Origin of the sequence: Pontibacter coccineus, assembly GCF_030546575.1 — a bacterium.
In the GTDB taxonomy this organism is placed as follows: Bacteria; Bacteroidota; Bacteroidia; order Cytophagales; family Hymenobacteraceae; genus Pontibacter; species Pontibacter coccineus.
Genome location: NZ_JAUOTN010000009.1, coordinates 182226 through 208198, shown reverse-complemented (window position 1 = coordinate 208198; position 25973 = coordinate 182226). Strand labels below are relative to the sequence as shown.

General features: G+C 53.1%; 15 protein-coding genes and 1 pseudogene. 3 read left to right on the top strand and 13 right to left on the bottom strand.

From position 1 onward, the window contains the following. Nucleotides 1-653: 653 nt before the first annotated feature. The 3 genes from Q4E40_RS18545 to Q4E40_RS18535 all read left to right on the top strand — a co-directional run bounded on the left by Q4E40_RS18545 (nucleotide 654) and on the right by Q4E40_RS18535 (nucleotide 6209). On the top strand, nucleotides 654-3701 hold the full coding sequence (locus Q4E40_RS18545) for a serine hydrolase domain-containing protein (RefSeq protein WP_303414292.1): 3048 nt from the start codon (nucleotides 654-656) through the stop codon (nucleotides 3699-3701). Between the two features lie 89 nt (nucleotides 3702-3790). Continuing rightward, a complete protein-coding gene (locus tag Q4E40_RS18540; RefSeq protein WP_303414290.1) occupies nucleotides 3791-4966 on the top strand; it encodes an acyltransferase family protein in 1176 nt (391 codons plus the stop codon). A gap of 499 nt (nucleotides 4967-5465) precedes the next feature. After that, a complete protein-coding gene (locus Q4E40_RS18535; protein ID WP_303414288.1) occupies nucleotides 5466-6209 on the top strand; it encodes a DeoR/GlpR family DNA-binding transcription regulator in 744 nt (247 codons plus the stop codon). A gap of 76 nt (nucleotides 6210-6285) precedes the next feature. On the opposite strand, the gene Q4E40_RS18530 is transcribed toward Q4E40_RS18535, so the two are convergent. The 13 genes and pseudogenes from Q4E40_RS18530 to Q4E40_RS18470 form a co-directional block, all read right to left on the bottom strand. Next, a complete protein-coding gene (locus tag Q4E40_RS18530) occupies nucleotides 6286-9111 on the bottom strand; it encodes an FAD-binding and (Fe-S)-binding domain-containing protein (RefSeq protein WP_303414286.1) in 2826 nt (941 codons plus the stop codon). A 12-nt stretch (nucleotides 9112-9123) separates the two neighbouring features. Next, nucleotides 9124-10650: a sodium:solute symporter gene (locus Q4E40_RS18525; RefSeq protein WP_303414283.1), complete on the bottom strand. Its 1527-nt coding sequence runs from the start codon at nucleotides 10648-10650 to the stop codon at nucleotides 9124-9126. 116 nt (nucleotides 10651-10766) lie between these two features. Then, nucleotides 10767-11579 (bottom strand): N-acetylmuramic acid 6-phosphate etherase, encoded by an 813-nt coding sequence (murQ, locus tag Q4E40_RS18520; RefSeq protein ID WP_303414280.1) that lies wholly within the window; start codon nucleotides 11577-11579, stop codon nucleotides 10767-10769. Between the two features lie 54 nt (nucleotides 11580-11633). After that, complete coding sequence (locus Q4E40_RS18515; protein WP_303414279.1) at nucleotides 11634-13496, bottom strand: outer membrane protein assembly factor BamB family protein; 1863 nt, start codon at nucleotides 13494-13496, stop codon at nucleotides 11634-11636. A 298-nt stretch (nucleotides 13497-13794) separates the two neighbouring features. Further along, nucleotides 13795-14412 carry a peptidoglycan recognition protein family protein gene (locus Q4E40_RS18510; RefSeq protein ID WP_303414278.1) on the bottom strand — a complete coding sequence of 206 codons (618 nt, stop codon included), beginning with the start codon at nucleotides 14410-14412 and terminating at the stop codon, nucleotides 13795-13797. Nucleotides 14413-14457: 45 nt separating this feature from the next. Next, the gene (locus Q4E40_RS18505) at nucleotides 14458-15072 is read right to left on the bottom strand and encodes a polysaccharide deacetylase family protein (RefSeq protein WP_303414336.1); all 615 of its coding nucleotides are present in this window, start codon (nucleotides 15070-15072) and stop codon (nucleotides 14458-14460) included. Nucleotides 15073-15170: 98 nt separating this feature from the next. Continuing rightward, nucleotides 15171-17021: a glycoside hydrolase family 9 protein gene (locus Q4E40_RS18500; protein WP_303414277.1), complete on the bottom strand. Its 1851-nt coding sequence runs from the start codon at nucleotides 17019-17021 to the stop codon at nucleotides 15171-15173. A 48-nt stretch (nucleotides 17022-17069) separates the two neighbouring features. Further along, a complete protein-coding gene (locus tag Q4E40_RS18495; protein WP_303414275.1) occupies nucleotides 17070-18611 on the bottom strand; it encodes a glycoside hydrolase family 10-like protein in 1542 nt (513 codons plus the stop codon). 206 nt (nucleotides 18612-18817) lie between these two features. Beyond that, on the bottom strand, nucleotides 18818-19624 hold the full coding sequence (locus Q4E40_RS18490; RefSeq protein WP_303414273.1) for a DUF4397 domain-containing protein: 807 nt from the start codon (nucleotides 19622-19624) through the stop codon (nucleotides 18818-18820). Between the two features lie 12 nt (nucleotides 19625-19636). After that, nucleotides 19637-21226 carry a SusD/RagB family nutrient-binding outer membrane lipoprotein gene (locus Q4E40_RS18485; protein ID WP_303414271.1) on the bottom strand — a complete coding sequence of 530 codons (1590 nt, stop codon included), beginning with the start codon at nucleotides 21224-21226 and terminating at the stop codon, nucleotides 19637-19639. Nucleotides 21227-21237: 11 nt separating this feature from the next. Continuing rightward, nucleotides 21238-24345 carry a SusC/RagA family TonB-linked outer membrane protein gene (locus tag Q4E40_RS18480; RefSeq protein ID WP_303414270.1) on the bottom strand — a complete coding sequence of 1036 codons (3108 nt, stop codon included), beginning with the start codon at nucleotides 24343-24345 and terminating at the stop codon, nucleotides 21238-21240. A 595-nt stretch (nucleotides 24346-24940) separates the two neighbouring features. Beyond that, nucleotides 24941-25315, bottom strand: a pseudogene (locus Q4E40_RS18475) (DUF1343 domain-containing protein); the annotation flags it as partial. Between the two features lie 12 nt (nucleotides 25316-25327). Continuing rightward, complete coding sequence (locus Q4E40_RS18470; protein ID WP_368411180.1) at nucleotides 25328-25861, bottom strand: N-acetylmuramoyl-L-alanine amidase; 534 nt, start codon at nucleotides 25859-25861, stop codon at nucleotides 25328-25330. Nucleotides 25862-25973 lie beyond the last annotated feature (112 nt).

The following is a 25973-nucleotide window of genomic DNA, read 5'->3' as shown; positions in this document are numbered from 1 at the left end:
CCAGTTTGCAACTGGCGTAGCGGCGGCCGTTACAGGTATAGCAACCTGTTTTGCTTTGTAGCTTCGCCTGTGCGGCGGGCACTCACTTTTTGTCTTGACACAAAAAGTAAGCAAAAAAGTCAAGGCGCTCCAAACTCGCTGACCGCTCAGACAGTGGAGTGTCGTAAAGTGCACCGGGCACAGCTAACTGTTTTATTGTTCAAGGGGCAAGTTACTCCTGCTATACCTGCCAGTGGTCCTTACAGGGCTTATACCTGTGAATTGCAGTAGCTGAAAGTCCCCCTTCGAAGGGGGTAGGGGGATGTCAATCGTGCACCAAAATCCTCCCAATCTTTTAATACTGTAAACCCTGATTCAGACAAAAAGGGATATACCCAAAAACTCAGTTATCCTTTCAAATCCCAGACCTACCGATTCTGACCGAGAACAGACAGGTATAGGAAGGTATAAACCACATCCTTACATCCCGATTGAACACGCTGTAGGTATACCCGCCATAACATCGTATATTTGGCTACTGATTACTTACTTACTCCACGCCACTAATATTGCTTTTATTTGCAGGAATTGAAAAATTTACCGCAAATAAAAATACTTATACCTGAAAACTGTTAAATTGCAGTGTATCTGATAGTAAATAAACCAATATCACCTTGAAACCATCCTATTGTCTCTCGATGGCCCTTGTTTTGTTGCTGATTTTCGGCACAAACAACCTGCAAGGCCAGTCCAACAAAGCAAAAACAGGTAAGGCTACCGCCAAGAAAGCCACAGCCGCCTCCTACACGCCGGGCCGCGACGCCGATTTCCTGAAGTACACCAACAGCCGTTGGGTCGATTCTGTGATGAAGACCCTAACGCCGGAAGAACGCATCGCTCAACTCATCATGATTCCGGTGTACTCTAACAAGAACCAGGCGCACATCGACTCAGTGAGTAACATCCTGAAAACCTACAAAGTAGGCGGCATGATCTTCTTCCAGGGTGGTCCGGTGCGACAGGCCAAAATGACGAACCGCTACCAGCAGGAAAGCAAGGTGCCTTTGATGATATCCATTGACGGAGAGTGGGGTCTGGCCATGCGCCTCGACAGCACGATCCGCTTCCCTTACCAGATGGCCTTGGGCGGCATCGAGAACGAGCGCCTGATCTACGAGATGGGTGCCGAGATCGCCCGCCAGTGCCAGCGCCTGGGCGTGCACGTAAACTTTGCGCCTACCGTAGACATCAACAACAACGCCAACAACCCGGTGATCGGCTTCCGCTCTTTCGGCGAAGACAAGTATAACGTGGCCAGCAAGTCAATGGCGTACATGAAAGGCATGCAGGACAACCATGTACTGGCCAGCGCCAAGCACTTCCCGGGACACGGCGACACCAATGTGGACTCGCATTACGGGCTGCCGCTGATCAACTTCTCCCGCATCCGCCTCGACTCCACCGAGCTGCACCCTTTCCGCGCCCTCATGGACAAAGGACTGGGCAGCGTGATGGTCGCGCACATGAACATCCCGGTGCTTGACAACACCCCGAACCTGGCCTCTACCCTTTCCAAGCCCATCGTAACGGACCTGCTCAAGAAAGAGCTCAACTACAAAGGACTCGTGTTTACCGATGCCCTTAACATGCAGGGCGTGGCCAAGTTCTACCCTCCGGGCGTAGTGGACGTAAAGGCTTTGGTTGCCGGTAATGATGTGATGTTGAACACAATGGACGTGAAAACAACCATTGAAGAAGTAAAAAAAGCCATCGCCAACAAAGAAATCACACAGGCTGAGATCGATGCCCGCGTTCGCAAAGTGCTGGCCGCCAAACAATGGGTAGGCCTCGACAAGTGGGAGCCGATCGAAACCAAAAACCTGGTGGCAGACCTCAATAACCCGCACGCCCAGTACCTGAACCGTCAGCTGACCGAGGCATCGCTCACCCTGCTGCGCAACAAAAACCACATCCTGCCGATCCAGACGCTTGACACACTGAAAGTAGCGGCACTGGCCATCGGCACTACAAAAGAGACCGCTTTCCAGCGCGATCTGGCCCGCTATACGCAGGTAGACACTTTCTTCCTGCAGCCAACCAACTCCATTGAAGAGCTGTTGGCTATGAAGGAAAAACTGAAGGATTACAACCTGATCATCGCAGGTGTGCACGCGCTACAGCTTAAGGCCGGTAGCAGCAATTTTGGTATCACGGCCGAGATGAACCTGTTCCTAAAGGAGCTTATCCGCAACAAGAAAACCATCGTGAGCGTGTTCGGCAACGTGTACAGTCTCGCCGAGATGGAGAGCCTCGCCAAAGCCGACGCCGTGATCGCCGCCTATCAGGAGAATACCATCACCCAGGACCTGGCCTCTCAAATGATTTTCGGAGGTATAGGTGCTACAGGCAAACTGCCGGTAACGGTGAGCAACGCTTTCAAAATTGGTGACGGCTTGCTGACCCACGGCGGGTTACGTATGGCTTACTCCATGCCGGAGGCCGTAGGCATCAAATCGCAGGATCTGGCAGGTATAGACTCCCTTGTGCAACAGGCCATTCGTGAAGAAGCAGCTCCGGGTGCGCAGGTACTTGTAGCCAAAGACGGCAAAGTGATCTACCACAAAGCCTTCGGCTACCATACCTACGACAAAGAGCAGCCGGTGCATATCGATGACCTGTATGACCTGGCGTCGGTGACCAAGATCAGCACCTCTATGGCTGCACTGATGCGCCTGAAGGGCGAAGGCCGCTTCGACGAGAACAAGACCCTGGGCACTTATCTGCCAATGGCGGCCGGTACGAACAAGGCTGACCTGAGCTACCGCGACATCCTCACGCACCAGGCCCGCCTCAAGTCCTGGATTCCGTTCTGGAAAGAGACGGTGAAGAAGAACGGCAACTTCAAGTGGCGTACCTTCAAGGTAGATTCTTCTGCCCGCTTCCCGATCAAAGTAGCCAACAACCTGTACATCCACCGCAAGTATGCCGACAAGATCTACAAGGAGATCATGGAGTCGCCGCTGAACGAGAAGCCGGGTTACGTATACAGCGACCTGTCGTTCATCCTGGCACCGAAAGTAGTGGAAAACATCACCGGTGTGGGCTTCGAGACATACCTGCAGCACTCCATCTACCAGCCTATCGGCGCGACTACTCTGACGTTCAACCCATACAAACATTATCCGGCTTCCCGCATTGTACCAACTGAGTTTGAGCCGCATTTCCGTAAGCAACTTCTGCACGGTACGGTGCATGACGAAGGTGCTGCGATGTTGGGCGGTGTGAGCGGCCATGCCGGTCTGTTCGGCAACTCCAACGACGTAGCCAAACTGATGCAGCTATACCTGAACGATGGGATGTATGCCAACAAGCGCTACATCGCTGAGAACGTCGTGAAGGAATACAGTAAGTGCCAGTTCTGCGAGCAGGGCAACTACCGTGCCCTCGGCTTCGACCGTCCGGCCAAACCGGGTGCGCCGAACAGCAATGCAGCTCCAAGTGCTCCGGTAGAGAGCTTCGGCCACTCCGGCTTCACAGGCACTTATACCTGGATCGACCCGGTAAATAACCTGGTGTATGTGTTCCTGAGCAACCGCGTGAACCCGACCCGCGAGAACAACAAGCTCAGCAAGCTCAATACCCGCACCGGTGTGTTGCAGGTGGTGTACGACGCCATGGGCAAGAGCAAAGAGAAACAACCGACAGAGGCATCTGCGAAATAAAGATTAAGGTATAGGCGCCTTGCCGCTGGCAGGGCGCCTATACTTTTTACAACTCCCGAATCACGCTACACCTTAACTGCTTTATACCCATGACTAAACTTTCTACAGCTCCTCCCCTGACAGGCGCCGGTTTACTCAGACCTCAAACGTATGAGCGCTACCTTTCACTCGACGTGCTTCGCGGCCTCACCATCGCGCTGATGGTAGTCGTGAACAATCCCGGCAGTTGGGGCAGCATCTACGCTCCTTTCAAGCACGCTGCCTGGCATGGCTTTACGGTGACCGACCTGGTGTTCCCATCCTTCCTGTTCGTGGTAGGCAATGCCATGAGCTTCAGCATGCGCAAGTTCGAAAGGCAGCCTGACAGCGTGTTCCTGCGCAAGGTATTCAAGCGTACGGCCCTTATTTTCCTGATCGGCCTGTTCCTCAACCTCTTCCCGTTTATTACGCGTGATCCGGAAGGGGCCATTGTGCTGAAAGACTTCACGGCGGTTCGGATTATGGGCGTGCTGCAGCGTATCGCGCTGTGCTACCTTATTGCCTCGCTGGCGGTGCATTACCTCAAGTTCAAGGGTGCCGCTATTTTCAGTGTGGTGGTGCTGTTGGGCTACTGGGCCGTGATGTACTTCTTCGGTGACGCTGCTGACCCGTACAGCCTCGCCGGCAACGCCGCCCGCAAGTTCGACGCCCTAATCATACCTGAAACCAACCTCTACAAAGGCTTCGGCATACCGTTCGATCCGGAAGGCTTGCTGAGCACGCTGCCCGCCACGGTGAATGTGATTGCCGGATACTTTGCCGGCCTCTTCATCCAGAAAAGCGGCAACAACCTGAGCACCGTCTTTAAACTTATCCTGGCTGGCGCCGCGCTTGTGGCCATGGCCTTGGTTTGGGATCTCTATTTCCCAATCAACAAGCCGATCTGGACGAGTTCTTACGTGCTGCACTCCGTTGGCCTGAGCGTGATGCTGATCGCCGGACTGATGCTGGTGATCGAGGTGCTGGGATTCGTGAAGTGGTCTTACTTCTTTGAGGCATTCGGCAAGAACCCGCTCTTCATCTTCGCCTTCGCCACACTGGTCATCAAGCTGCTCAACTTTATCCGCATAGACGACATGAGCCTGCAAAAGTGGCTCTATACAAAACTTTACCTGAGTTGGTCCGAAGGAGAAGCTGCCTCCCTCATGTTTGCGCTAAGTTACATGCTGGTGATGTGGGTGATCGGCTTCTGGATGGATAAGAAGAAGATTTATGTGAAGGTGTAGGTAGCCCTTAAACCTGCGTTAAAAGCCTGTCTCTTCACTGGGACAGGCTTTTTTGTTCTCAAGGCTCAAAGATTAGCAGGATTGAGGATCGTAGGGACAGGCTGAGATCTGCCCGAATTGTGTACAGGTATAATTTGTCAGAATCAGGATTAACAGGATTTAAGAGGGCCCCTACCCCCACGGATTTACAGGGTTGATTTTGAAACACCCTCGTTCACGTCTCGTGAGTATGAGCAATCTATCAGGCGGACTCTGGCCGCTCTAATATGTACCTCCGGCACAAGTGGCGGGACGCCACCGAATGGCTCACACTCGCAGGACGCGAGCGAGGGCAGTATTTGAAATTCAACATTAATTTTCCCGCTAGCTTTATTAATCTTGAGAATACTTATGGGCGAGGTCCTCCTGTAGACTCTCCTACAAAATTCAGTGCCTATATCATCCTACATATTTCAGAAAAAAATCTATATTTGGTTTTCGAAGATTAAACACGACCAGAATGCTTAAGGAGGAACGGCAGTCTTTTATCATCAAGCAGATCAATCTGCACAACAAGGTGCTTTCATCGGATCTGAGTTTGAAGCTCAACGTGTCGGAGGATACTGTTAGAAGGGACCTGAACGAGCTGGCTGAAAGCGGTCAGATCCTGAAGGTACACGGTGGCGCGTTGTCAAAGTCCTTCCATTATCCGTTCAGCCAGTCGGAGGTATACGCCAAGGAATCGAAGAAGGAGATTGCCCGCAAGGTAATTGACCTCCTGAAGGATGGCATGAGTGTGCTGGTGGGCGGTGGCACCACAATGATTGAAGTGGCCCGCATGATACCCGACACGCTGCGCTGCACCTTCTTTACCGTAAGTCCGCTGGTGGCGTTGGAACTGGCCGAGCGGCCGAACATCAACGTGATTCTGCTGGGCGGCCAGCTCTCCAAGAACTCCCACATCATGATTGGCGCGCAGGTAGTCAATCAGCTTTCTGAGATCAAGGTAGATTTGTGTATCCTGGGCACCAACTCCCTCTCCGTAGAAGACGGTCTCACCGACTCCGACTGGGAAGTAGTGCAGGTGAAGAAAGCCATGATCCGCTCCGCCAAGAAAACCATCATCATGAGCATTGCCGAAAAACTCGGCTCCGACCAAAACATGAAGATATGCGACCTCAACTCAATTCATTACCTGGTAACGGATCTGAGGCCGGAAGATGCCAGCCTCAGGGAATATGCATCGGTAGTGGAGGCCGTTTAAAAGCTGCACTTGATAAAAAAAGAGAAGCCCGTTACTTGAACGGGCTTCTCTTTTTTTATCAAGTGACACGAGCATGCTACAAGCACTCATCCAGCAGGTAAACAATTGACTCGTAGTTGCGGCCAACAGCCTCCGTCATTGCCATTTCGCAGGTTTTTGCTGAAGAGTAATACCCCTCGTACTCCCGCTGTTTCACTTCAGCAGCCTCCGGCGCCGTGGCGGAAGCTGTCAATTCAGGTACTATGAAGCCCCGGTCGCCGGCCATGCCGCAGCAGCCCGCGTGCATGGGCACCGTCACTTCCTCGGCCAGCTGCCTGGCTATACTTACAAACCGTCCCTCCAGCCCCATTTTCTGCAAAGAGCAAACCGGGTGCAGGACTATATTTGCTTTCTTGCGCAGCACGTTGGCTTTGGGCAGAATGAAGTCGGCGATGTAGTCAATGCTGTCAATGATCTTGATGGCGTCGAACTTTTGCTTGTTCTCGGCGGTAAGCACCGGGCGGCAGTTCTGCAAGGTATGCGTGCAGGAGGTAATGTCGAGCACGAGCGGCAAGCGGCCTTTGTCGGTCCATTGCCATACCTTTTCTATCGTTTCGTTGGCGGTGTAAGCAAAGGCCTGGCTATACCCTTTGGAAGAAAAGATCTGACCGCAGCAGGCTCCTTGCACATTCTCCGGGATCGTGAACTTCAGCCCTACCTTATCCGATACGCTTTTGAAGGTATCGATGATGTTTTTCTTGCCTGACTCCGCGGCGCCCATGGTGCGGGAAATACAGGTCGGGAAGTAGACGACGGTGGCCTCGGTAACAGGTGCCGTCGCATGAGCCATAGACCTGGCTATACCTGGCGCTGGGGCCAGTTGCTTGGTCCAGAGCGGGAAAGACGGAATCATGTCCTTCACTTCTTCTGTCAGTCTGGAGAGGGTATTAGCACCCAATAGCTTGTTAACGCCCGCTCCTGCCTCCAGGCCAAATTTCACAACTGACGAGACAGGTTTGAAATTCTTGGCGACCATCAGGGCCACCTGGTTTGCCAGTTCGCTGTGGTTCTCGCGGCGGAGGCGCTTCACCAGGTCACCGGTGTTGATGTCGACCGGACAGGCGGTGGCACAGAGGCCATCTACGGCGCAGGTGTCCAGCCCGTCGTACTGGTATTGGTTGAGCAACTCTTTGTGCTCTTTCTTCTTTCCTTTGCGCTGCAGGTTGAGCAGCTCACGACGCACCACAATGCGTTGGCGTGGCGTAAGCGTGAGGTTACGGCTCGGGCATTTGTGCTCGCAGAAACCGCACTCCATGCAGCGGTCCACCTCTTCCTCCACCTTCGGCAGGTCCTTCAGGTTCTGGATGTGCGCGTTCTGGTCGTGGTTGATGATGACGCCGGGGTTAAGCAGGTTCTCCGGATCAACGACCTGTTTGAGGGTTTTCATGATGCGGTATACCTCTGGTCCCCATTCTGTTTCCACAAATGGCGCCATGTTGCGACCCGTGCCGTGCTCGGCTTTCAGGGCGCCCTCGTATTTCTTCACCACCAGCTTCACCACTTCCTTCAGGAAGCGGTCGTAGCGGATCACTTCTTCAGGTGTATCAAAGGCCTGGGTCACCACAAAGTGGATGTTGCCGTCCTTGGCGTGCCCGAAGATGATCGCGTTTGGATACCCGTGCTTTCGGAAGAGCTCCTGCAGGTCAAGGATGGCGTCGCCGAGCCGGGCGACCGGTACGGCAATGTCTTCGAGCAACACTGTGCTGCCACTGGCGCGCACTGCGCCCACGGCCGGGAACATCCCTTTGCGCACCTTCCACAGCAAGCCCTGTTCGATCGGGTCAGTGGTGAAGACGGGTTGCTCCAGCAAAGCCAGCTCGGGTGCCAGTGCCATGAATTTCAGGATCTTCTCCTGTACCTCGTCGTGCGTGTTTGCCTGAAACTCGACCAGCAAAGCAGCCGCTGTTTCTGGAAGTGTTTTGATAACCGCCGGGACACCCGCCATGTGTTCGATGGAGCGCAATGAGGCACGGTCCATCAGTTCTACGGCCTCGGCACCCGCCTCTGTCAGTGGCACAATGGCCTGGCAGGCAGCGTAGATGTCGGGGAAATAGAGTAAGGCCGTGGATTTGGCCGGATAATCAGGTACGGTTTGCAGCACGGCCTCGGCGATGAAGCCGAGCGTCCCCTCCGCTCCAATGAGCAGATGCGCCATGATATCGAGCGGGTGCTCGTAATCAATTAAGGCGTTGACGGAGTAGCCAACCGTGTTTTTGGTCTTATACTTGTGCCGGATCAGGTAATGCAGCTCCGGGTTGTTGCGAATCTGCTGCTTGGTGCGCTGCAGCGTCAGGTATAGCTCGGGGCACTCCTCACTGAAGCGCAGGTAATCGATCTGTTTTTCGGTGGTATAGCACTGGCCATTCGGCAGTACAAAGCTGATGTACCGGGTGGTATGGTAAGAGTTCTTGCTCACGCCGCAGCACATACCGCTGGCGTTGTTCGAAAGGATACCGCCCATCATGGCCGAGTTGATACTGGCCGGGTCAGGACCGATCTTGCGCTTATACGGACGCAGGTGCGCGTTCACGATGGCACCGATCACGCCGGGCTGCACCCGTACCTGTGCCCCCTCCTGTTCTACCTGCACCTTGTTCCAGTACTGGCTCAGGTCCACCAGTACACCGTCCGTTATGGACTGCCCCGAAAGGCTGGTGCCGGCGGCGCGGAAGGTAAGCGGCACCTTGTGCTGGTGCGAAAAAGCAAAGAGTTGTTTGATCTCCTCTACTGACACCGGCTGCACCACGGCCAGGGGCCTCAGGTAATAAAAGCCCGCGTCAGAAGCGTAGGACACGACATCGATCAGGCGTGCCCGTATGCGCGCTTTTGGCAAAATGCTCTCCAAAAGCAATGCTATGTCCATAGAAGTAGTATCTTAATAAGTAGTCTGTTTTACTTTGGTGCCTCTTTCGGCCTCTTTCAGGGCATCCATCAACACGCCACCGCCTTGCTTGCTCGTCGCCAGCAACAGGATGAAGGTAATCGCGGCATTCAGAACGATCAGCTCAAAACCCATGGCATAACCGATCCACTCCAGTGAGTTGGAATCCAGCACATAGGTCAGGATTGGCGAAACGATACATATATAAGGCACCAGTTTGTCGGCCACGGCCCGCTTGTTGGCCATACCGAAAGCGAAGAGACCCAACAGCGGACCATAGGTATAGCCGGCCGCCTTGAAGATGGCATTCACCACAGAGTCGTCGTTGATGAGCCTGAACACGAGGATTACCAGCAGCATCACGACTGAGAAAGCGATGTGCACCAGGTGGCGGGTACGGACTAACTTAACATCGTCGTGGTTTTCCTTCTTGGTGAAGTCCAGGAAGTCCACGCAGAAAGAAGTCGTCAGGGCTGTAAGCGCAGAGTCGGTAGTGGCAAAAGTAGCCGCCGTCAGGCCGAGCATAAAGATGACGGCCGGAATCATGGCCATGTGGTTCAGGGCAATTTCCGGGAACAGGTGGTCAGGGGTTGCCAGCGCCGATACGTCAATGCCATTGGCTTCGGCGTACATGTACAGCAGGGCACCCATGCTCAGGAAGAAGATGTTGATGGAGACAAAGATGGCCGTAAAAGAAAGCATGTTCTTCTGGGCCTCCCCGATGTTCTTACAGCTCAGGTTCTTCTGCATCAGGTCCTGGTCCAGGCCCGTCATGGCGATGGTCACGAAAATACCGCCGATGAAGTGCTTCAGGAAGTGACTCTTGGTACCCATGAAATCTTCCCAGAAGAATATCTTGGAGTAAGAGCTGTCTTTTACCGCCTCGAAGGTCTGCACCAGGTTCAGGTCAAGGCTGTTGGCGATGAAGATGATGGAAAAAATAACGGACCCGATGATGAACACGGTCTGTAGCGTATCGGTGATCACAATCGTCTTGAGGCCGCCTTTGTGGGTATAGAGCCAGATGAGCGCAAGACAGATCGCCACCGTCGCCACGAAAGGCACGTTCCAGGCGTCGAAGATGAAGCGCTGCAGCACGATGGCCACCAGGTATAGGCGGAAAGCCGAGCCGATGGTACGCGACACCAGAAAGATCATGGCCCCTGTTTTATAGCTCCAATAGCCGAAACGTTTCTCCAGGTAGGTATAGATGGAGATCAGGTTCATGCGGTAGTAGAGTGGCAGGAGCACAAAAGCGATCAGGACAAAACCGACCGTGTTGCCGAGCACAAACTGGAAATAGCTGAAGCTACTGTTGACGACCGCCCCCGGCACTGAGATGAAGGTCACGCCCGACAAGGCGGTACCGATCATACCAAAGGCCACGAAGTACCACTTCGAGTTGCGGTTGGCGATAAAGAAGCTGGAGTTGTCTGACGCTCCTCTCGAAGTGTAGTAGGATATACCTATCAGCACCGCAAAATAGCCGATCAGGAAAGATAGAAGGATTATTGGCGACATAATACGTTAATTGTTCATTCGCGATAGCGGGTCATCAGCACTCCTGCCTATACCTTACGCTACCGCACATGATTGTAAGTTACTAAGTTTTGCCGAAATGGCGGCAATGTCAGGCCCTACTTCGATACCTGCACACTCGCCACCGCCTTCCGCACACTGCCGTGCTTCTCCAGCAAGGCAGATGCAGTTGCTTCATCAGCACCGGTTTCGGCCATCACCATGCGCACGCCGCGGTGGTAAAGTTTATGATTCGTCAGCTGCATATCCACCATCTTGTTGCCACGCACGCGGCCCAGCTGAATCATGACCGTGGTGCTGAGCATGTTGAGCACCAGCTTCTGGGCGGTACCGGCTTTCATGCGGGTGCTGCCTGTTACGAACTCAGGCCCCACTACCACCTCCACCGGGTACTGCGCTTCTGCTGCCACCGGACCGCCGGAGTTGCAAACGATACAGCCGGTTGCCAGGCCATATTCGTTGGCCATGCGCAGGCCGCCGATCACGTAGGGCGTTGTGCCCGAAGCCGCTATACCTACGATCACGTCGTTTTCGTCAAGAGCGTACTCTTTCAGGTCTTCCCAGGCCTGCTCCATGTCGTCCTCGGCGAATTCCACGGCTTTGCGGATGGCTGTATCGCCGCCGGCGATCAAACCTACCACCATATCGAAAGGCACGCCGAAGGTTGGCGGGCATTCGGACGCATCCACCACGCCCAAGCGGCCACTGGTGCCGGCGCCGATGTAGAACAGGCGGCCTCCTTTTTTCATACGGTCGGCCACGATTTCGGCCAGTTTCTCTATTTGTGGGAGCGCCTTCTCAACGGCCAGGGGTACGCTTTTGTCTTCCCGGTTGATGTTCTCCAGCACTTCCCTCACCGACATCTTCTCCAGGTCGTTATAGTTCGAGTCTTTCTCGGTTGTAATTTCCATTTTTTGTAAGTATAAATCCTTCTAAATCAATCACTATACCTGTGTGTCTATACCTTATTTTGCAGGCACATACTCCAGGCAGGCGATTTTCCCATCCATGGTGCTCACGATCACGCTGTTTTTGCCAAGCGGCATCACCGGGTTCATGAGACTGTTTGAACTTTTGTATTTCCAAAGTACCGCTCCATTCCGACGGTCCAGTGCGCTGACCAATCCTGAGTGCGAGGGCACGAGTACCACATTATTGTGTTCGACGATAGCCGACGGGGCCAGTTCGTAAGGCAGCTGCAACGTCGATTTCCAATCTACCTGCAGGGCGTTGGCCGAAGTGGAGACACCGTATACCTGTCCGTCCATGGTCTTCACATAGACCAGCTTCCCGTCATCCGATATGCCCATTGACTCCCGCACGCGGCCTTCTTTCATTTGCTCGCGCCACACCACTTCGCCGGTATTGGCATCGAGCGCGGTCATAAAACGATCGGGGGCTACAATGAAGATACGGCCATTGGCGGCTACCGGGTAACAGGCGGCCGGCGAGAACATACGGTTGCTGGAGCCGTTGCTCCATTTCCAGGCCAGCTGACCTGTTTTCGCATCAAGCGCATAAAACTCGTTGCCCCAACTGCCAAAGTATACCTTGCCCTGGTACAGCAAAGGTTTGGTCACCACAAAGTTATTTACCTGATCGAAATCCCAACGCAATTTACCGGTTTTCAGATCCAGCGCCCGGAAGTGACCGTCGGAGGCACCGATGTAGACCACGCCTTTTTCTATAAGCGGCGAACCGAGCACCGGTCTGTTGGCGGTAAACTTCCAAACCAGTTTGCCGGTGGTGGCGGAGAGGCCGTAGATGTTGTTATCAGAAGAGCCTACCACCACATAGCCTTTGGCGACGGCTGGCGTGGAGTAGATCTTGCCGCCGGTGCGGTAAGTCCATTGGCGCTTGCCTGTTTTGCTGTCCAGCGCATATACCTGGCCGGTGGTGTTGGTGGCAATCACCAGGTTCTTATATACCGCCGTTCCGGCGCCCACGTCACTGTCATCCTGGTACTCCCAAACCAGTTTCACGTTCGGGTATAGCCCGTTCACGGCAAAAGACGGCCGGTGGTGTTTGGTCGGGTCGTTGGCAAAATCATGCTTCACCAGCGGTACTTCCAACCATTTAGGCAGGGTTTCTATACCTGGCTTTCGGGTCTCAAAACTGGCTTTCCCGTCGGCAAAGGTCACGATGTTGTAGCCGCCGATTGGCTCTTTGGCGCGCAGGTTAGAGCGGCCCATCACGGCAGGAATACCATCGTAACTGAACTTGCGGTTGCCGTGCCCGTGGCCGTGCAGAATGAGTTGGGTGTTGCGGGCGCGCAATTTATCGGTAACGTCGTACCAGTTGTTGAGCGAGGAGTCCTGCGGGTAGTGGTTCAGGAAGATGACCGGCATTTCGGGATCCGGCAGGTGGTTGAGCACCGAGTCCAGCCACACAATGTTCTCGCGCGGAATCTGCCCCGGCCCCATGCGCATGTTCGGCCCGGAACCGGTGCCGGCAAAGAGGTAGCCCTTGTGTGTAAATGCGAAGGTCTCGGCCCCGAAAACGACCCGAAAGCTGTTGCTGCCGCTCTCCGACCAGTTGGTGTCGTGATTGCCGGGCAAAATGTACCAGGGTTTTTTAATTGTATCGAAGATTTGCTTGGCCAGTTTCAGCTCTTCATCAGAACCGAACTCGGTGATGTCACCGGTAATGATGACAAACTCAAGGTTGGGATTGGCGTTGATGTCGGCGATGGTGCGCCCGAGGTCTTCCTGTGCGGTGGGGTTGCCGATATGGGTATCGGATACAAAAGCGAATTGGAAAGATTGTGCCTGGCAAAGGCTGGAAACCAGCAATAGTGCGATGAACGCTACATACCTTTGTATTTTCATTGATTCAAGGCATTGGTAAAATAAAAGGATCCAGTAAGACTAAACTAAAAATGTATCCATCCTGCTCACGCGACTCTTGTTTGGAGAACTAGCGCAGAAAACCGCACAAAAGCGCATGAGCAAAACGAATACTGTCCCTTTATTTAAGTTAAAAATAGTGACCGTATTCGAGTAGTCCAAATATTTAAGCATGTTTTTTTCATAAACCGGCAAAAACACGCAAAAACAACGTTTTTAAATTCTTTCAGTCGCCCGTTATACCTGCACAAACATGCACTGCAGCGACTGCACCTGGTATTTAATTACCATTAATCAGTTGCCTGAAGCGTGGCAGTTCCGAGTACAACCCAGCCCCCGGGCAGGTGGTCTGGGCAAAGTCCTTGTGCGCGCCCAGGCTGTCGGCAGGTATAGCAAAGCGTTTGGCCAGTGCCGGCACCAGTTTTTCGAGCGTCTTCATCTGGGCCTCGGTAATGGCTTCCTTCTCAAAGTTACCCTCTACCACCACCAGCAGGTGACCGGCCGGGTCATAACTCGTGTTCGAGTCGCCGGCGTAGTTCAGGTCCCGCGCCTCCCCTACAACTCCGTTGACATCCACATACAGGTGATAAGGCACATCGGCCCAGGCCGGCTTCATGCGGCCATCCGCCAAAGGGCTATCCTCCTGCGAGAATTTTTGCAGATTGCGCAGCTTGTCAGCCAGGCTGCGGTCAAACAATTGCGGCACACCAGTATGATGGATGGTTAGCCTCGTTAGTTTATGGGCCCGCATGGGCAGCACGGGCGCCTTGGCCCCCCACTCCTCCCGCGACAGAAATGTGATGCCTTCCGGTATAAGTGGCGCATCAGAAGTAGTGGCAGGCTTTTGGCAACTCATCAGCCCGGCAAGGGCGCACACTAGGATCAGTATCTTTTTCATTCGGTTCTAATTTTTCTTAATGCGCAGGTATAACGCCTTGTTTTGTCATTTCTTTTTTTGCTCCAGCAGCTCATCCAGCCTGACAAACCGGTAGCCTTTCTGCTCCAGTAGCGTCATCATCTCATCCAGCCGGTGATAGAACTTGTCTTCCCGCCTGGGGTCGGTGCCGATGTGCAACAGCAGCATAAAGCCATTCAGCCCGTTTCGGTCCTTCGCTTCATAGGTCAGGATGGACTGCAGCACCGTCTCTGAATCGACATACCGGCTGCCCATTTCGGGGTAGGTATAGTCGGCGGCAGAACGGGTGCCCGGCGTAAAGTTCACCAGTTGCAAACCTTCTGCCTCCGTCCAGTTGGCGATGCTGCGGTTGTACCACTCGTATGGCGGCAGAAAGTAGGGCGCGTCCGATTTTTTCACCCCAAAGGCCTCCATGCGCTGGTAATTCTTCCGCAGATCCTCGCTGAACTGCTCCTGCGTTACCAGCAGGCTATCGCGTTTGGCCCAGTCGCAGTACAGCAGGTGCTCGTCGGAGTGTGCGCCCAGGTAATGCCCGTCTTGTTTCAGCCCTCGGATCAAAGGTTTAAAGTCAGGGTTCCGGTAAAAGCGACCCGTGAAAAAGAAGGAGGCGTTGGCCCGGTGCTTCTGTAGCGCCTTGCTGATAACCTCCCCTCCGTCTGCAAACTCATCGCCGGTAAAGATCAGCGCGATTTGCCGGCCAGCCGTATCGCCGCGGATGATCGCACCTTGGCGGTCTATTACTACTTTTTTACCGGCCTCCCCTCCTGTGAGCTAAACTCTTTGGAGGCCAGCAGGTAGATCAGCGAAGCGGTGCCGTCCATCGTCGGCTCATTGGTGCTGTAGTCACCGAAGTCGTCGTGGTATACGGCTAGGTCTGACTGGAATTCTGCGTAGGCGTCCTCGCTGTACAGCTTCAGGTGTTGCAGGTTGTTGAAGATGCTGCCATATACCGGTCCGTCTACCAGCCCCCCGTCAATCGGGTATTTGTTCAGACGGGTGAAGGCGGAGTGCGGGTCAATAGGCGTGTCGCCGTGCGCCGGCAAGCCATACACCATGCTGGTCCCCCACGGATTCACCCCAAACAACCAGTCTATGTTCGCTTGCTCCAGTTCAGCATAAGTCTGGTCGCCCGATAACTGGCGGTAGAGGAAGCTCTGGATGGCAAAAGAGGTGGTCAGGTTGTTTGAGCACCAGATAAACGGCACGCCGCGGTAAAAGGCGTTCTTCTTGGCCTTGGCATTCACCCGCTCTATACCTTCTTTGTAGAAACCGATCAGCTCGGCCTTTGTCTTGTCATCCGATTTCTTGGCCAGCTCAAAATGCCCGAAGTTGTGGAACGGATACCACTGGTAATGGCGGGCCGTATCGGCACCCATCCAAGGCGTTACCTTCTCCTGGAGGCCATAGGTATAGGCCTGCTTGAAGAACTCCTGCTGGCCGGTCAGTTGATAAAGCGCCGCTGCACCCAGCTGCATGTCGTCCACCCAGTTGTCTTCTTCATAGAAATAAGGTGCCCTGTTGGGGGCGGTCTGCGCGACGCCAGGCTTGGCAAGTCCCAGTTTGTAAGCAGACTGTGCTTTCTGACCAAACAGGTTAGATAAGTTTTGATCTTTGGTGCTGTATACCTGTGCTGCCAGTCCGAAGGCACTGGTGAACTTTCCGGCGATGGAGGCAACGCCAGTCGCCCGGTTCTTATACTTGCCCAGGCCCTGCGGTTCCCCGGAAGCGAAGTATACCGGACGCGGACCTCCGCCGCCCATGCCATAGTCAACCGGATCATTGGTGGGCAGGCGCATGCCCTGATGGTCGCGGTCATCGGCCAGCTGGTTAAACAGCCAGTCTTCGCGCGGGTGCAGTTTCAGGAGCCATTCCAGTCCCCATTTCGCTTCGTCGAGCACGTCGGCCACGCCGTTGGTTCCTTCCAGCCCGTTGGCCTGGTGCTTGTCGGTGAACACGCCAGGAAAGTCGCGGTAGGCGGCCAGCAGGTGGTACGTAGCGTTCGCCGAGGTAGTCGCGTACTGCAGGTAGTCAGAGGCATCGTGCCAGCCACCCGACACATCGATGATCGTGCTGTCGGGCATCGGGCCATACATGGTATAGCCGTCGTAGGTATGGCAGGAGTCTTTCAGGTAAGGGTTAAAGCCGCTTCGCTGCTGGCGCATGTAGCGGAGCGCAAAGTCAGCGGTGCCTTTGTACACATCTGCGTCGATGCGAAACTCCGGCGACTTCACCTCTCCAGCCTGCAGAAAGTACGTGCCCGGCTTGTTGAACCCGGTAAAGTTGAGGCGGTAAGATTCCGCAAATGGTCCGTATGCCCCGAAAGCATCACCCGCCTTGCCTTTGTACACCACTTTGCCAGAAGCAGCATCCACCAATTCAAAGCGCTTGAGCTTGCCTTTCGATTTGCTTCCCCATACGGCCACTTTTATACCTTCCGGGGTATAGCCAAGTTGGTTGATGCGGATCCAGGCCGGTCCTTTGGCTGTAGTTGCCTCCTCAAAATCAGGCGTGGCTTTGTTGGAGTATGCGATGGCATTGGCACCTGCCACAAGGGCTGCCAGCACCATAATCAGGATCGATTTGCGTTTCATATCTTACAGTTTTTCCGGATAGTTCACTTATTACAAGACAGGCTATACCTAGCGTACCTTCTTCAGGTATACATTGGAGGGAGCACTCTCATTTTTCAATCGGTCGATGGACGTCACCACATATTTGTAGGTCTTTCCGCGCTCAGCTGTCTCGTCATAGAAGCCCAGCTCGTAGTCGTTGAACTGTATGCGGCGGATGTTACGCGCGTGCTCCAGGTTGATCGGCTCTTTCTCGTCGAAGCGGTATACCACAAAGCCATACACGTCCTCCTCCTGATCCGGATAATCCCACCGGATAGCTGCTTTACGCAGGCGTGGGAAAACGAGCAGGAATTTGTCTTCACGCACATTTTCGGGTTGGGCTGGCTTGGCCATCCCTAGCCAGGGCATAACGGGCTGCAGGGCCGGGTAGCGGTACAGGTCGTGCTGCAGCGTGTCGCGGAAGCCGGCCAGGTTGTTGGTGAGCGAGCGGGAGCTGAAGTACACACTACCCTGTACCCGTGGGTTGTCGCGCAGGTAGCGTACCTGGTTTGGCAACTGCTGCCGGTCGCGCCAGCCTTCGCGGTCTTCCATGGCACGGTAGGCGCCCTGACCTACGTACACATGCTTGCCAAAAGAGTTGGCCGCCCACCAGTCCAGCAGCTTTTCGTAAGGCGCCGGGGTATAGCCAAAGGGAAAGTAGAGCTGCGGGTTGACGTAGTCGATCCAGCCTTCCTGCACCCACTTGCGGGCATCGGCATACAGGGCGCTATACCCTGACAGGCCGTTGCTCTCCGAACCCATCGGGTCCTGGGCCTTGTTGCGCCAGATCCCGAACGGGCTGATGCCGAACTTTACATGCTGCTTTTCTTTCTTTATTTCTACTGACAGGTCCTTGATCAGCTGGTCCACATTGTTGCGGCGCCAGTCTTCTACGTTTGCTATACCTTGCTTGTGCAGCATGTGGGTGATCGAGTCTGGCAGGGCGGTTTTGCCTGGGTATGGGTAAAAATAATCGTCGAAGTGGATGCCGTCGATGTCGTAGTTGCGCACCACGTCCATGATCACGTCCACGAGGTAGTGGCGCACTTCGGGCAGGCCGGGATTGAAGTATTTTTTATCGCCGTAGGTAAAAAACCAGTCCGGCTGAATGCGAGAGATGTGCTCGGTGCTCACCAGCGAGTCGACCAAACTGGTCGAGGCACGGTAAGGGTTGATCCAGGCGTGCAGCTCCATGCCGCGTTTGTGGGCCTCCTGGATGGCAAACTCCAGCGGATCGTAAAAAGGCTCGGGCAGCGTGCCCTGTTTGCCGGTCAAAAACATGCTCCACTGCTCGCGGCCTTTCGCATAAAAGGCGTCGGCCGAAGGGCGCACCTGTAGCATGATGGCGTTTATACCTGTTTTCTGATGGGCGTCGAAAATGTCGATCAGCTCCTGCATCTGCTGCTGGGAGTCTACGCCCTGTTTTGGTTTGGAGGGCCAGTCAATGTTCTGCACGGTGGCAATCCAGACACCCCTGAACTCCCGTTTCGGAGGCTGCTTTGATACCTGGGCAAAAAGGCTGATCGAACTGAGCAGCAGGGTGGCTAAAAGTGTAAAGTTTCTAATCATTGTTCCGGTTGGTAAGAGGGTGGCTAAAAAAAAGCCCTCCGATAGGTTTAGTAAAGGAGGGGCTCTTTCATGGTAATAAAACTATTCGTAAGCTAATCTATCACTATCTATCTATTGCTATACATGCCAGCCTGTAGCCGACCTGCATCTGTTTGAAAGCAAGGCAGAGAGTAACCCGGGGCCAGCGCAGCCCCGGGCTAACCACCTTATCTCTCTCTCCAGTAATCTATTTGAGTAGTTTTTGGCTTTTCAACGTAAGTGCCACGAATCTGGGTAGTGTACACACGGCCCAATGACGCCACTGCAAATGACTGCTGAATGTAAGCAGTGGAAGTAGCAGGATCGTACGCTGTTCCGGAAGCGAATACCTTGTAGGTATAGGTTCCCGGCTTCAGCTCTACGTATGGGCCATGCTGTTTAAAGTTAAGGCCTTTGCCCAGCTCATATACTTCAACTGGCTCAGCCGGCTTTGTCTCAGTTGCTGCTACAGCCGAACGCACTGCGTAGGCATCCACTGCAAAAGGCATGTCGGCCATCGTGTTCATAAAGCGCCACCAGATTTTGGTGTAGTCAGCCGGCGGCAGGTTGTCCTCTACCATGAACACTTCATAACTTGCCGGAGTACCTGCCAGGTAAGCTGAGTAGTGCTTGTTAGCAGCCAGGCTCACAGAAGTGCTTGCCAGTACGTCGGCCGTGCCCTTCCCTGCCACTGTGTCAATCGCACTCATGTTAAAGCTACCAGCTGGCACCATTGCGTAGGCATTGCTTGGGTATACCGAACCATACAGGTTGCCCAACACGATGTTACTTGTAGTAGGTGCTACACCGGTCACTTTCTTGCTGTCCAGGTAGAAGTTAGCGCGTGGTGCTCCTTCCACCTGGAAGAAGAACTTCACATAGGCGCCACCGACCTGCACTGGCTCTGTCACTTCAGGGATGGCGTTCTTTTCGCAGGCTCCTAACATGAGGCCTGCTGCCAAAAACAGGAATGCTCTTTTAAATATCTTCATCATCTCTTTATCTGATTATTCGTGTTTGCTGAACCAAGTTTCATAAGTGTGGTAGTTCTCGTCGTTGCCGCCCAAAGCACGCAGCGCCTCCTGATTCCACATATACTCTGAGTTGTATCTCGGACGTGCTCTGTAAGCAGGCTCTCCTTGGTTAGACACGTTCAGCGGGCTTGGCAATACAAAGCTTGTATACACTTCACCATCCTTGTTGTAGTGGTATCTTCTCATATCTGACCATGTTTCCAGGAAGCCCCAGCCCCAGGTCGCGATATACTTCTGCAGCATGATCTTAGAGAGCGTCAGTCCTTCACTGGTTTTCGGCATGATCTCTTCGCTGGCCAGGTAAGCCGCCTTGCGCTGATCAAACATCGCTGGATCCGGTGCATAGGTGCGTGAGAAGTCGATGTGCGCTGTTACACCTTTTGTATAAGCATCCAGCGCTACGTCTTTCATACCGGCGATCCAGGCAGCCTCCGCTTTGATGAACTGCAGCTGTGAGTAAGTCATCAGCGGGAAAGGAGCCGCGTTACCGAAAATGTAGATCTGGCGCGGCTGTGCCGTAGACGCACCTACAGAACCCCACAGGTTGTTCGGAATCTCGGCGGCAGGTATACCTGTGATGCCTTTTCCAGAACGTAGGCCTCTGTACTGACCGTCCGGCGAAGGAGCCAGCATAGCTGTCAGACGTGGGTCTTTCAAATGCTGTCCGGCAAATACAGGATCTGTTCCTGCCAGTTTCTCGTCGCGCAGCGATGGGTTGGTACCATCCAGCAGGCCTACGATGTAGTCGGTCTGGCGGGTAGTAGCGAGGTTGTTACGGATCGGCCCGAAGAAGTTTGTGTTAGCACTTACTTCTCCCTGGAAACGGATCATAGCGTTGTCAGCATTGCTGGCAAGCGACTGGTTCACATACTCGATCACTTTGTTCGGGTCGTAAGAGCCTTTGTTTGTCAGGCGGTGGGCGTTAATGGCCATCATACCGTATGCAAACTTTTTCCACTTGTCCCTGTTACCTGCGTAGATCAGGTCGCTTTTGCTCAAGCCAGAACTGGCGGCATCCAATCCGTCTGTACGCTCCAGGCTTTTCACACCTTCTACCAGCAAACGCTGAATTTCAGGGTAAACAACCGGCTGATCGTCGTAGCCAAACACGCGTTTGTCAGTATTGAAGGCCTCTGTCATGATGATTGGACCATGATAGTCGGTGAGGGTTTGCCAGCCGTACGCACGCATGATGTGGCCTACGCCTACAAAGTCGTATTTCTTGCTGCGCTCGCCGCTTTCGATCATATCCGAAAGGTTATAGCCCATGCTCCAATACACGGCTCTCCAGAGCTGCGCGTAAGTATCAGAAAGCGGGTTGCCGTGCAGGTCAATGGCGTTGTCAGCGGCTGTAGAAGCCCAGTTCTGCACATACTGACCAGCAAAACGACCGTCCCATTGCACCGCTACTGCCATTTCAGACTGTATTTGCGGGAGGAACAACTCCGGCTGCAGCAAGGCATCCGGACCGTTCGGGTTTGTGTTTACGTCGAGGTAATCTTTACAGCCAGATGCCGAAAACACGCTGGCCGCTATAAGAGAAGCAACTAATATCTTTCTCATTTTCATCTTAATTAAAATCCTGCTCTAATACCAAAGTTAATTCCTCTAGGCAACGGGAAGTTACCGTAATCAAGGCCGGAACCACCGGCACCACCTACTGCAGCAGAGTTACCATTCGCAACCGGATCCAGACCAGAGTAGTTTGTGATCAGGAACAGGTCAGTGCCTGTTACAAACACGTTCAGGTCTTCGATGAACTTAACACGCTCCATAATGCTGGTCGGCATGCGGTAGTTCAGTGTCACGTCACGCAGACGTACCCAGTTCACGTCCTTCTCAATGAAGCTCTGGTGCGGGTAGATAGATGCCCAGTAAGTAGAGTTTCTGTAAAGGTCGATCGGAATGTTGTTCTGTGTTGGGCTGGCAGTGTTTTCCAGACCGTCTTTCAACACACCTGTCACAATGCGTGGCTCTTCTCTGTTCAGCGTGCGCTTGCTCAAACCAGTTGTGGTCAGGAAGTGCTCTGTGGCGTTGTACACGTCACCGCCTTTGCGGATGTCAAGCAGGAAGTTGAGTGACAGGTTTTTGTAAGCGAAGGTGTTCGTCAGGCCGATGTTGAAGTCCGGGTTACGGTCACCTACAATGGCCCACTCGCTGGTGTTCAGGATAGGAAGACCAGTTGAAGGGTTGATCAGCACGTCACCATTATCGTTGCGCTGGTAGTCGTAGCCAGTGAAGGTAGTCAACGGACCGTCTACACGTGAGCCTACACGCACGTTGCCGTACAACCAGGTGTCAGAGTTGTAGAACTCCTGCACATCGCCAGGAAGTTTGGTCAGCTTGCTGTTGTTCTTCGTGTAGTTCAACAACACATCCCATCTGAAATTGCTGTTCTCCACAGGCGTACCGTTCAATTGAAGCTCTATACCTGAGTTCTCCATCTCACCGGCGTTGAAGGTCATCAGTACGAAACCAGTTGCATAGCTCAGACGCAGGTTCTGCACGATCTGGTCAACTGACTTCTTCTTGAAGTAAGTCGCATCGATACCGAAGCGATCGTTGAAGAACTTCAACTCTGTACCGAATTCGTAAGAAGTTGTCATTTCCGGACGCAGGTTCAGGCTTGGACCAGTGAAACCATAGCGGAAACCACCACCCGTTGTCATAGCCGTTTCGTAGAACGGACGGATGCTGTATGGACGGGCATCTTTACCTACCTGGGCAATAGAGCCTCTCAACTTACCATAAGACAGCACATTCTTGATACCCTGGAATGGCTCCAGCTCGGTGAACACAAAGCTCAGACCGGCAGATGGATAGAAGAACGAGTTGTTCTGCACTGGCAGCGTCGAGCTCCAGTCGTTACGGCCTGTCAAGGTCAGGAAGAGGATGTCGTTGTAGCTGGCGTTGAAGCTACCCCATGCACCTACCAAACGACGCTGTGTCAGGTTGTTGTAAGCGCGCTGCGTGGCAAGGGTGGTGTTGTTGATGGAGTACAGGTTAGGGGCCATAAACTGCTCACCTGTAGCGGCTGCACTGAAGGTGTTGTAGTCATATACCGTGCTACCCAGCTTCAGGTCAGTGCGCAGTTTGTCATTGAACAGCGTAGGGGCTGTGAACTGAGCATAGTACTGGAACGTCAGGTTACGGTTCGTGATCACGGCCTGGTCGAAGATACCGCCAAAAGAGCGGCCTGCATTTGACTCTGGGTGACGCACGATCGTGTTTTTCTCTGTGTAGTAGTCAACACCTGCCTGGCCTACGAGTTTCATCCAGTCCGTCACGTCAGCTGTTAAGCTGGCATTCAGTCTGTAGCGGTCGGTCAGGGAGTTGAAGATGTTCTTGTTCACGTTGAAGAACGGGTTCTCAATAGCAGTTGAGTAAGCGCCGAAGTCTCTTCTGTTGCCAGTTGGCGTCAGGTAGTTGCTGGCGTCGTCAGTGGATGGCCAGCGCAGCAGCTGCAGCAAAGGACCACCGGCACCTCTAAAGGCCTGGTCGTTGTCAGAACGGGTATAGTCGAACGTTACGTCTGTTGAAAGGCGCTTGCTCAACTTAGCTGTGATGGCTGAGGAAAGCGTGATACGCTCCAGACCCGTGTTCGGGATGAAACCCTGTGCATCGGTATAAGAACCAGAGATGCGGTATTGCGCGGCTTCGTTGCCACCTGTGAAGGCCAGGTTGTGCTTTTGTGTGAAGGCATCATCAAAGAAGTTCTTCACGTTGTCGTAAAACTGCACTTCAGAAGAGTATGGGGCACCGAAGTAAGAAAGGCTTTCGTCACCTTCGGTGGTATAACCGTTGGCACCTCTGTCGTACTTCTGCTGGATCTCAGGGTAGCGCACGATGCGGTCGATACGGAAGCTGTTGCTGTAGTTAATACGTGGCTTTCCTACCTGACCGCGCTTGGTGGTGATCACGATGGCACCAGAGGCAGCCTCTATACCATAAAGAGCGGCCGCTTCAGGACCTTTCAGTACGGTGATGCTCTCAATGTCCTCCGGGTTGATGTCGGCGGCACGGTTGGTAAAGTCAACGCCTCTGTTCTCGAATGAACGGGAACCGGCACCGATAGAAGAAGCAAACACACCGGTAGAAGTGGTGTTGTTGCTAATCGGAAGACCGTCTACTACGAACAATGGCTGGTTGCTGCCGCTCAGGGAGCTGATACCACGGATCACGATAGAAGAAGACGAACCTGGCAGACCGGAAGAAGCGTTCACTTCCACACCCGCCACACGACCGGCAAGGCCGTTCACGAAGTTCTCGCGCTGTGTCTGGGCGATGGTGGAACCTTTAACCTCTGTTACGGCATAACCCAGGGCTTTCTTTTCCTGCTTGATACCGAGGGCGGTTACTACTACTTCACTCAGGCTCTGCTCGTTTGCCTGCAAGGCCACATTGATTACTGTGTTCGTGCCAACAGGCTTCTCAACAGACTTCATGCCTATGAAACTGAACACCAACACATCGGATGGTGCTACCGAAATAGAAAACTTGCCATCCGTGCTGGTATTCGTACCACGCGGCTGACCTTTAACGGCTACCGTAACTCCAGGCAGCGGGGAATTGTCGGAGGCGGCAGTTACCGTGCCGGTTACAGTCGTGCTCTGAGCATTGGCTGTAAAGTGAAACAGAAGGAAGCATATCCCCCATAGGTAACACTGTAATTTTTTCATCATAACTACGTGGCTATTGGTTAAGATTATTGTGGGTAGATTGGTTATTGGTTATTGGTAAAACATAGAATTAACTCTCCTCAGGACGCTGGCCGGGCGCTCTGGCAAAATAACTTTGTATAATACAATTTAGCCAGCAACATTCGACCTTCTCTATTCGGGTATATATTAAACTCACATTAAAACTAGTAAAAAAGGCTTATAGCGCACAGGTTATTGCAATCATTTTAGCTAAAAAAGAAAAAAGCAGCAATGCTAATCTATACAAAATAACGCAGAATCACGCATATAAAATTAAACTTATTTAATATATTTTTAAATAATTATTTTAATTTAATCCTTTTGCCGACTAACAACCGCTTCTATTGATTTTAAAGCTGCAATTGCCCCAAAATCCAATGTTGTGACAGCAAACAAAACGCGCACAATCCGGCAAAGTCAATCTTTTCAAATATGCAGACACCGGAAGGCATAAACTGTATTGATGCGGCTTTTTCCAGTTACAGCGCGGGACATAACACATTCTGCATGTTCCTGTTTATATTCCTGATCCCCAAAATCAAGTCCTGAAAATCTTCAATCTGACACGCCTCCTTTATCAGGGATAAAGCAGGTAATTCTGGCGCTTCTGCTTGTACTGGCTCAGCCCCGGCTCCCAGCTTTTGCGGATCTCCTCTTCCGAAACACCGGCGATGATCTGCTCCTTAAACTTCTTGGTACCGGCCAGCTTGTCGATGTTACCGATCTGGTTATCGAAGAAGCGTTCCTTATCCGGGTAAGCCTGGTACAGTTCGATCATCCAGCTCAGGTTAATTCGGCCGGTTTTCCGGAAAGTGCTCACATCGTAATTGTGCAGATCCAGCCCGTAACATACCTTGTCCTGGTGCAGCGGCGTTTCGGCCATCCCTTTTATACCTGTAGGCGTGTAGCTGAAGGCGTATTTGGCTTTCATGTCCGGATGACCAAGCACTGTAGACTGAAGAGGTTACCGTGCCGGTGGCCCCTTTAATTCAAGGTCTTTCGTTCTTTTTCTTATTTTTTGCATAAAAGATTCCCCCGGATCCGTTTTTTCTGTCAGATAGTTAGGGTCACTTTCTTTCCACAATTCGTGACCGATGAACAGCTTGTACTCATAATGACCAATCAGGTACTCGATGCCATACCTTTTTGTCAGATACCTGATCAACTCCTCATTTGCCTTTAGTTGTGCTTTCGTCAGAGGAGATTTTGCGCTACCTACATTTTCAACCCCTATGGCACTGTGATTCAAACCAATCACATGGCGGGCAAAGGCGGTATCAGGCAGCTGCTGGAAGATCGTACCATCACGGTCTACCAGAAACTGAGCTGATACATTCAGAGCACTAACAGCCCCCAGGTTGCTGCGGGAGCCGGGCAAGTGCACAGGGTTCATCGCGTCGAAGGACTGCTCTAGAGTAGGTATAGCTGTCCAGTGCAACACGATCATTTTGGGTTTTATATAGGGCGAGTCCTGCACCAAGCCGTGCCTCTTCTCCATATATTCAAGGGATAGCTTCTTTCTTTCGGCATCAAAGACAACAGGTTTGTAATGTGTCCTGAAAGTGGGTGAGGCACAGGCGCTACAAAGTAGCAGACCCAGTACAGCACAT

Excerpts from the sequence above, each read along its gene's own strand:
- Q4E40_RS18500 (WP_303414277.1), bottom strand. The coding sequence starts at position 17,021 with ATGAAACGCAAATCGATCCTGATTATGGTGCTGGCAGCCCTTGTGGCA.
- Q4E40_RS18470 (WP_368411180.1), bottom strand. The coding sequence starts at position 25,861 with ATGGAGAAGAGGCACGGCTTGGTGCAGGACTCGCCCTATATAAAACCC.
- Q4E40_RS18525 (WP_303414283.1), bottom strand. The coding sequence starts at position 10,650 with ATGTCGCCAATAATCCTTCTATCTTTCCTGATCGGCTATTTTGCGGTG.
- Q4E40_RS18530 (WP_303414286.1), bottom strand. The coding sequence starts at position 9,111 with ATGGACATAGCATTGCTTTTGGAGAGCATTTTGCCAAAAGCGCGCATA.
- Q4E40_RS18495 (WP_303414275.1), bottom strand. The coding sequence starts at position 18,611 with ATGATTAGAAACTTTACACTTTTAGCCACCCTGCTGCTCAGTTCGATC.
- Q4E40_RS18480 (WP_303414270.1), bottom strand. The coding sequence starts at position 24,345 with ATGATGAAAAAATTACAGTGTTACCTATGGGGGATATGCTTCCTTCTG.
- Q4E40_RS18535 (WP_303414288.1), top strand. The coding sequence starts at position 5,466 with ATGCTTAAGGAGGAACGGCAGTCTTTTATCATCAAGCAGATCAATCTG.
- Q4E40_RS18485 (WP_303414271.1), bottom strand. The coding sequence starts at position 21,226 with ATGAGAAAGATATTAGTTGCTTCTCTTATAGCGGCCAGCGTGTTTTCG.
- Q4E40_RS18515 (WP_303414279.1), bottom strand. The coding sequence starts at position 13,496 with ATGAAAATACAAAGGTATGTAGCGTTCATCGCACTATTGCTGGTTTCC.
- Q4E40_RS18490 (WP_303414273.1), bottom strand. The coding sequence starts at position 19,624 with ATGATGAAGATATTTAAAAGAGCATTCCTGTTTTTGGCAGCAGGCCTC.
- murQ (WP_303414280.1), bottom strand. The coding sequence starts at position 11,579 with ATGGAAATTACAACCGAGAAAGACTCGAACTATAACGACCTGGAGAAG.
- Q4E40_RS18540 (WP_303414290.1), top strand. The coding sequence starts at position 3,791 with ATGACTAAACTTTCTACAGCTCCTCCCCTGACAGGCGCCGGTTTACTC.
- Q4E40_RS18510 (WP_303414278.1), bottom strand. The coding sequence starts at position 14,412 with ATGAAAAAGATACTGATCCTAGTGTGCGCCCTTGCCGGGCTGATGAGT.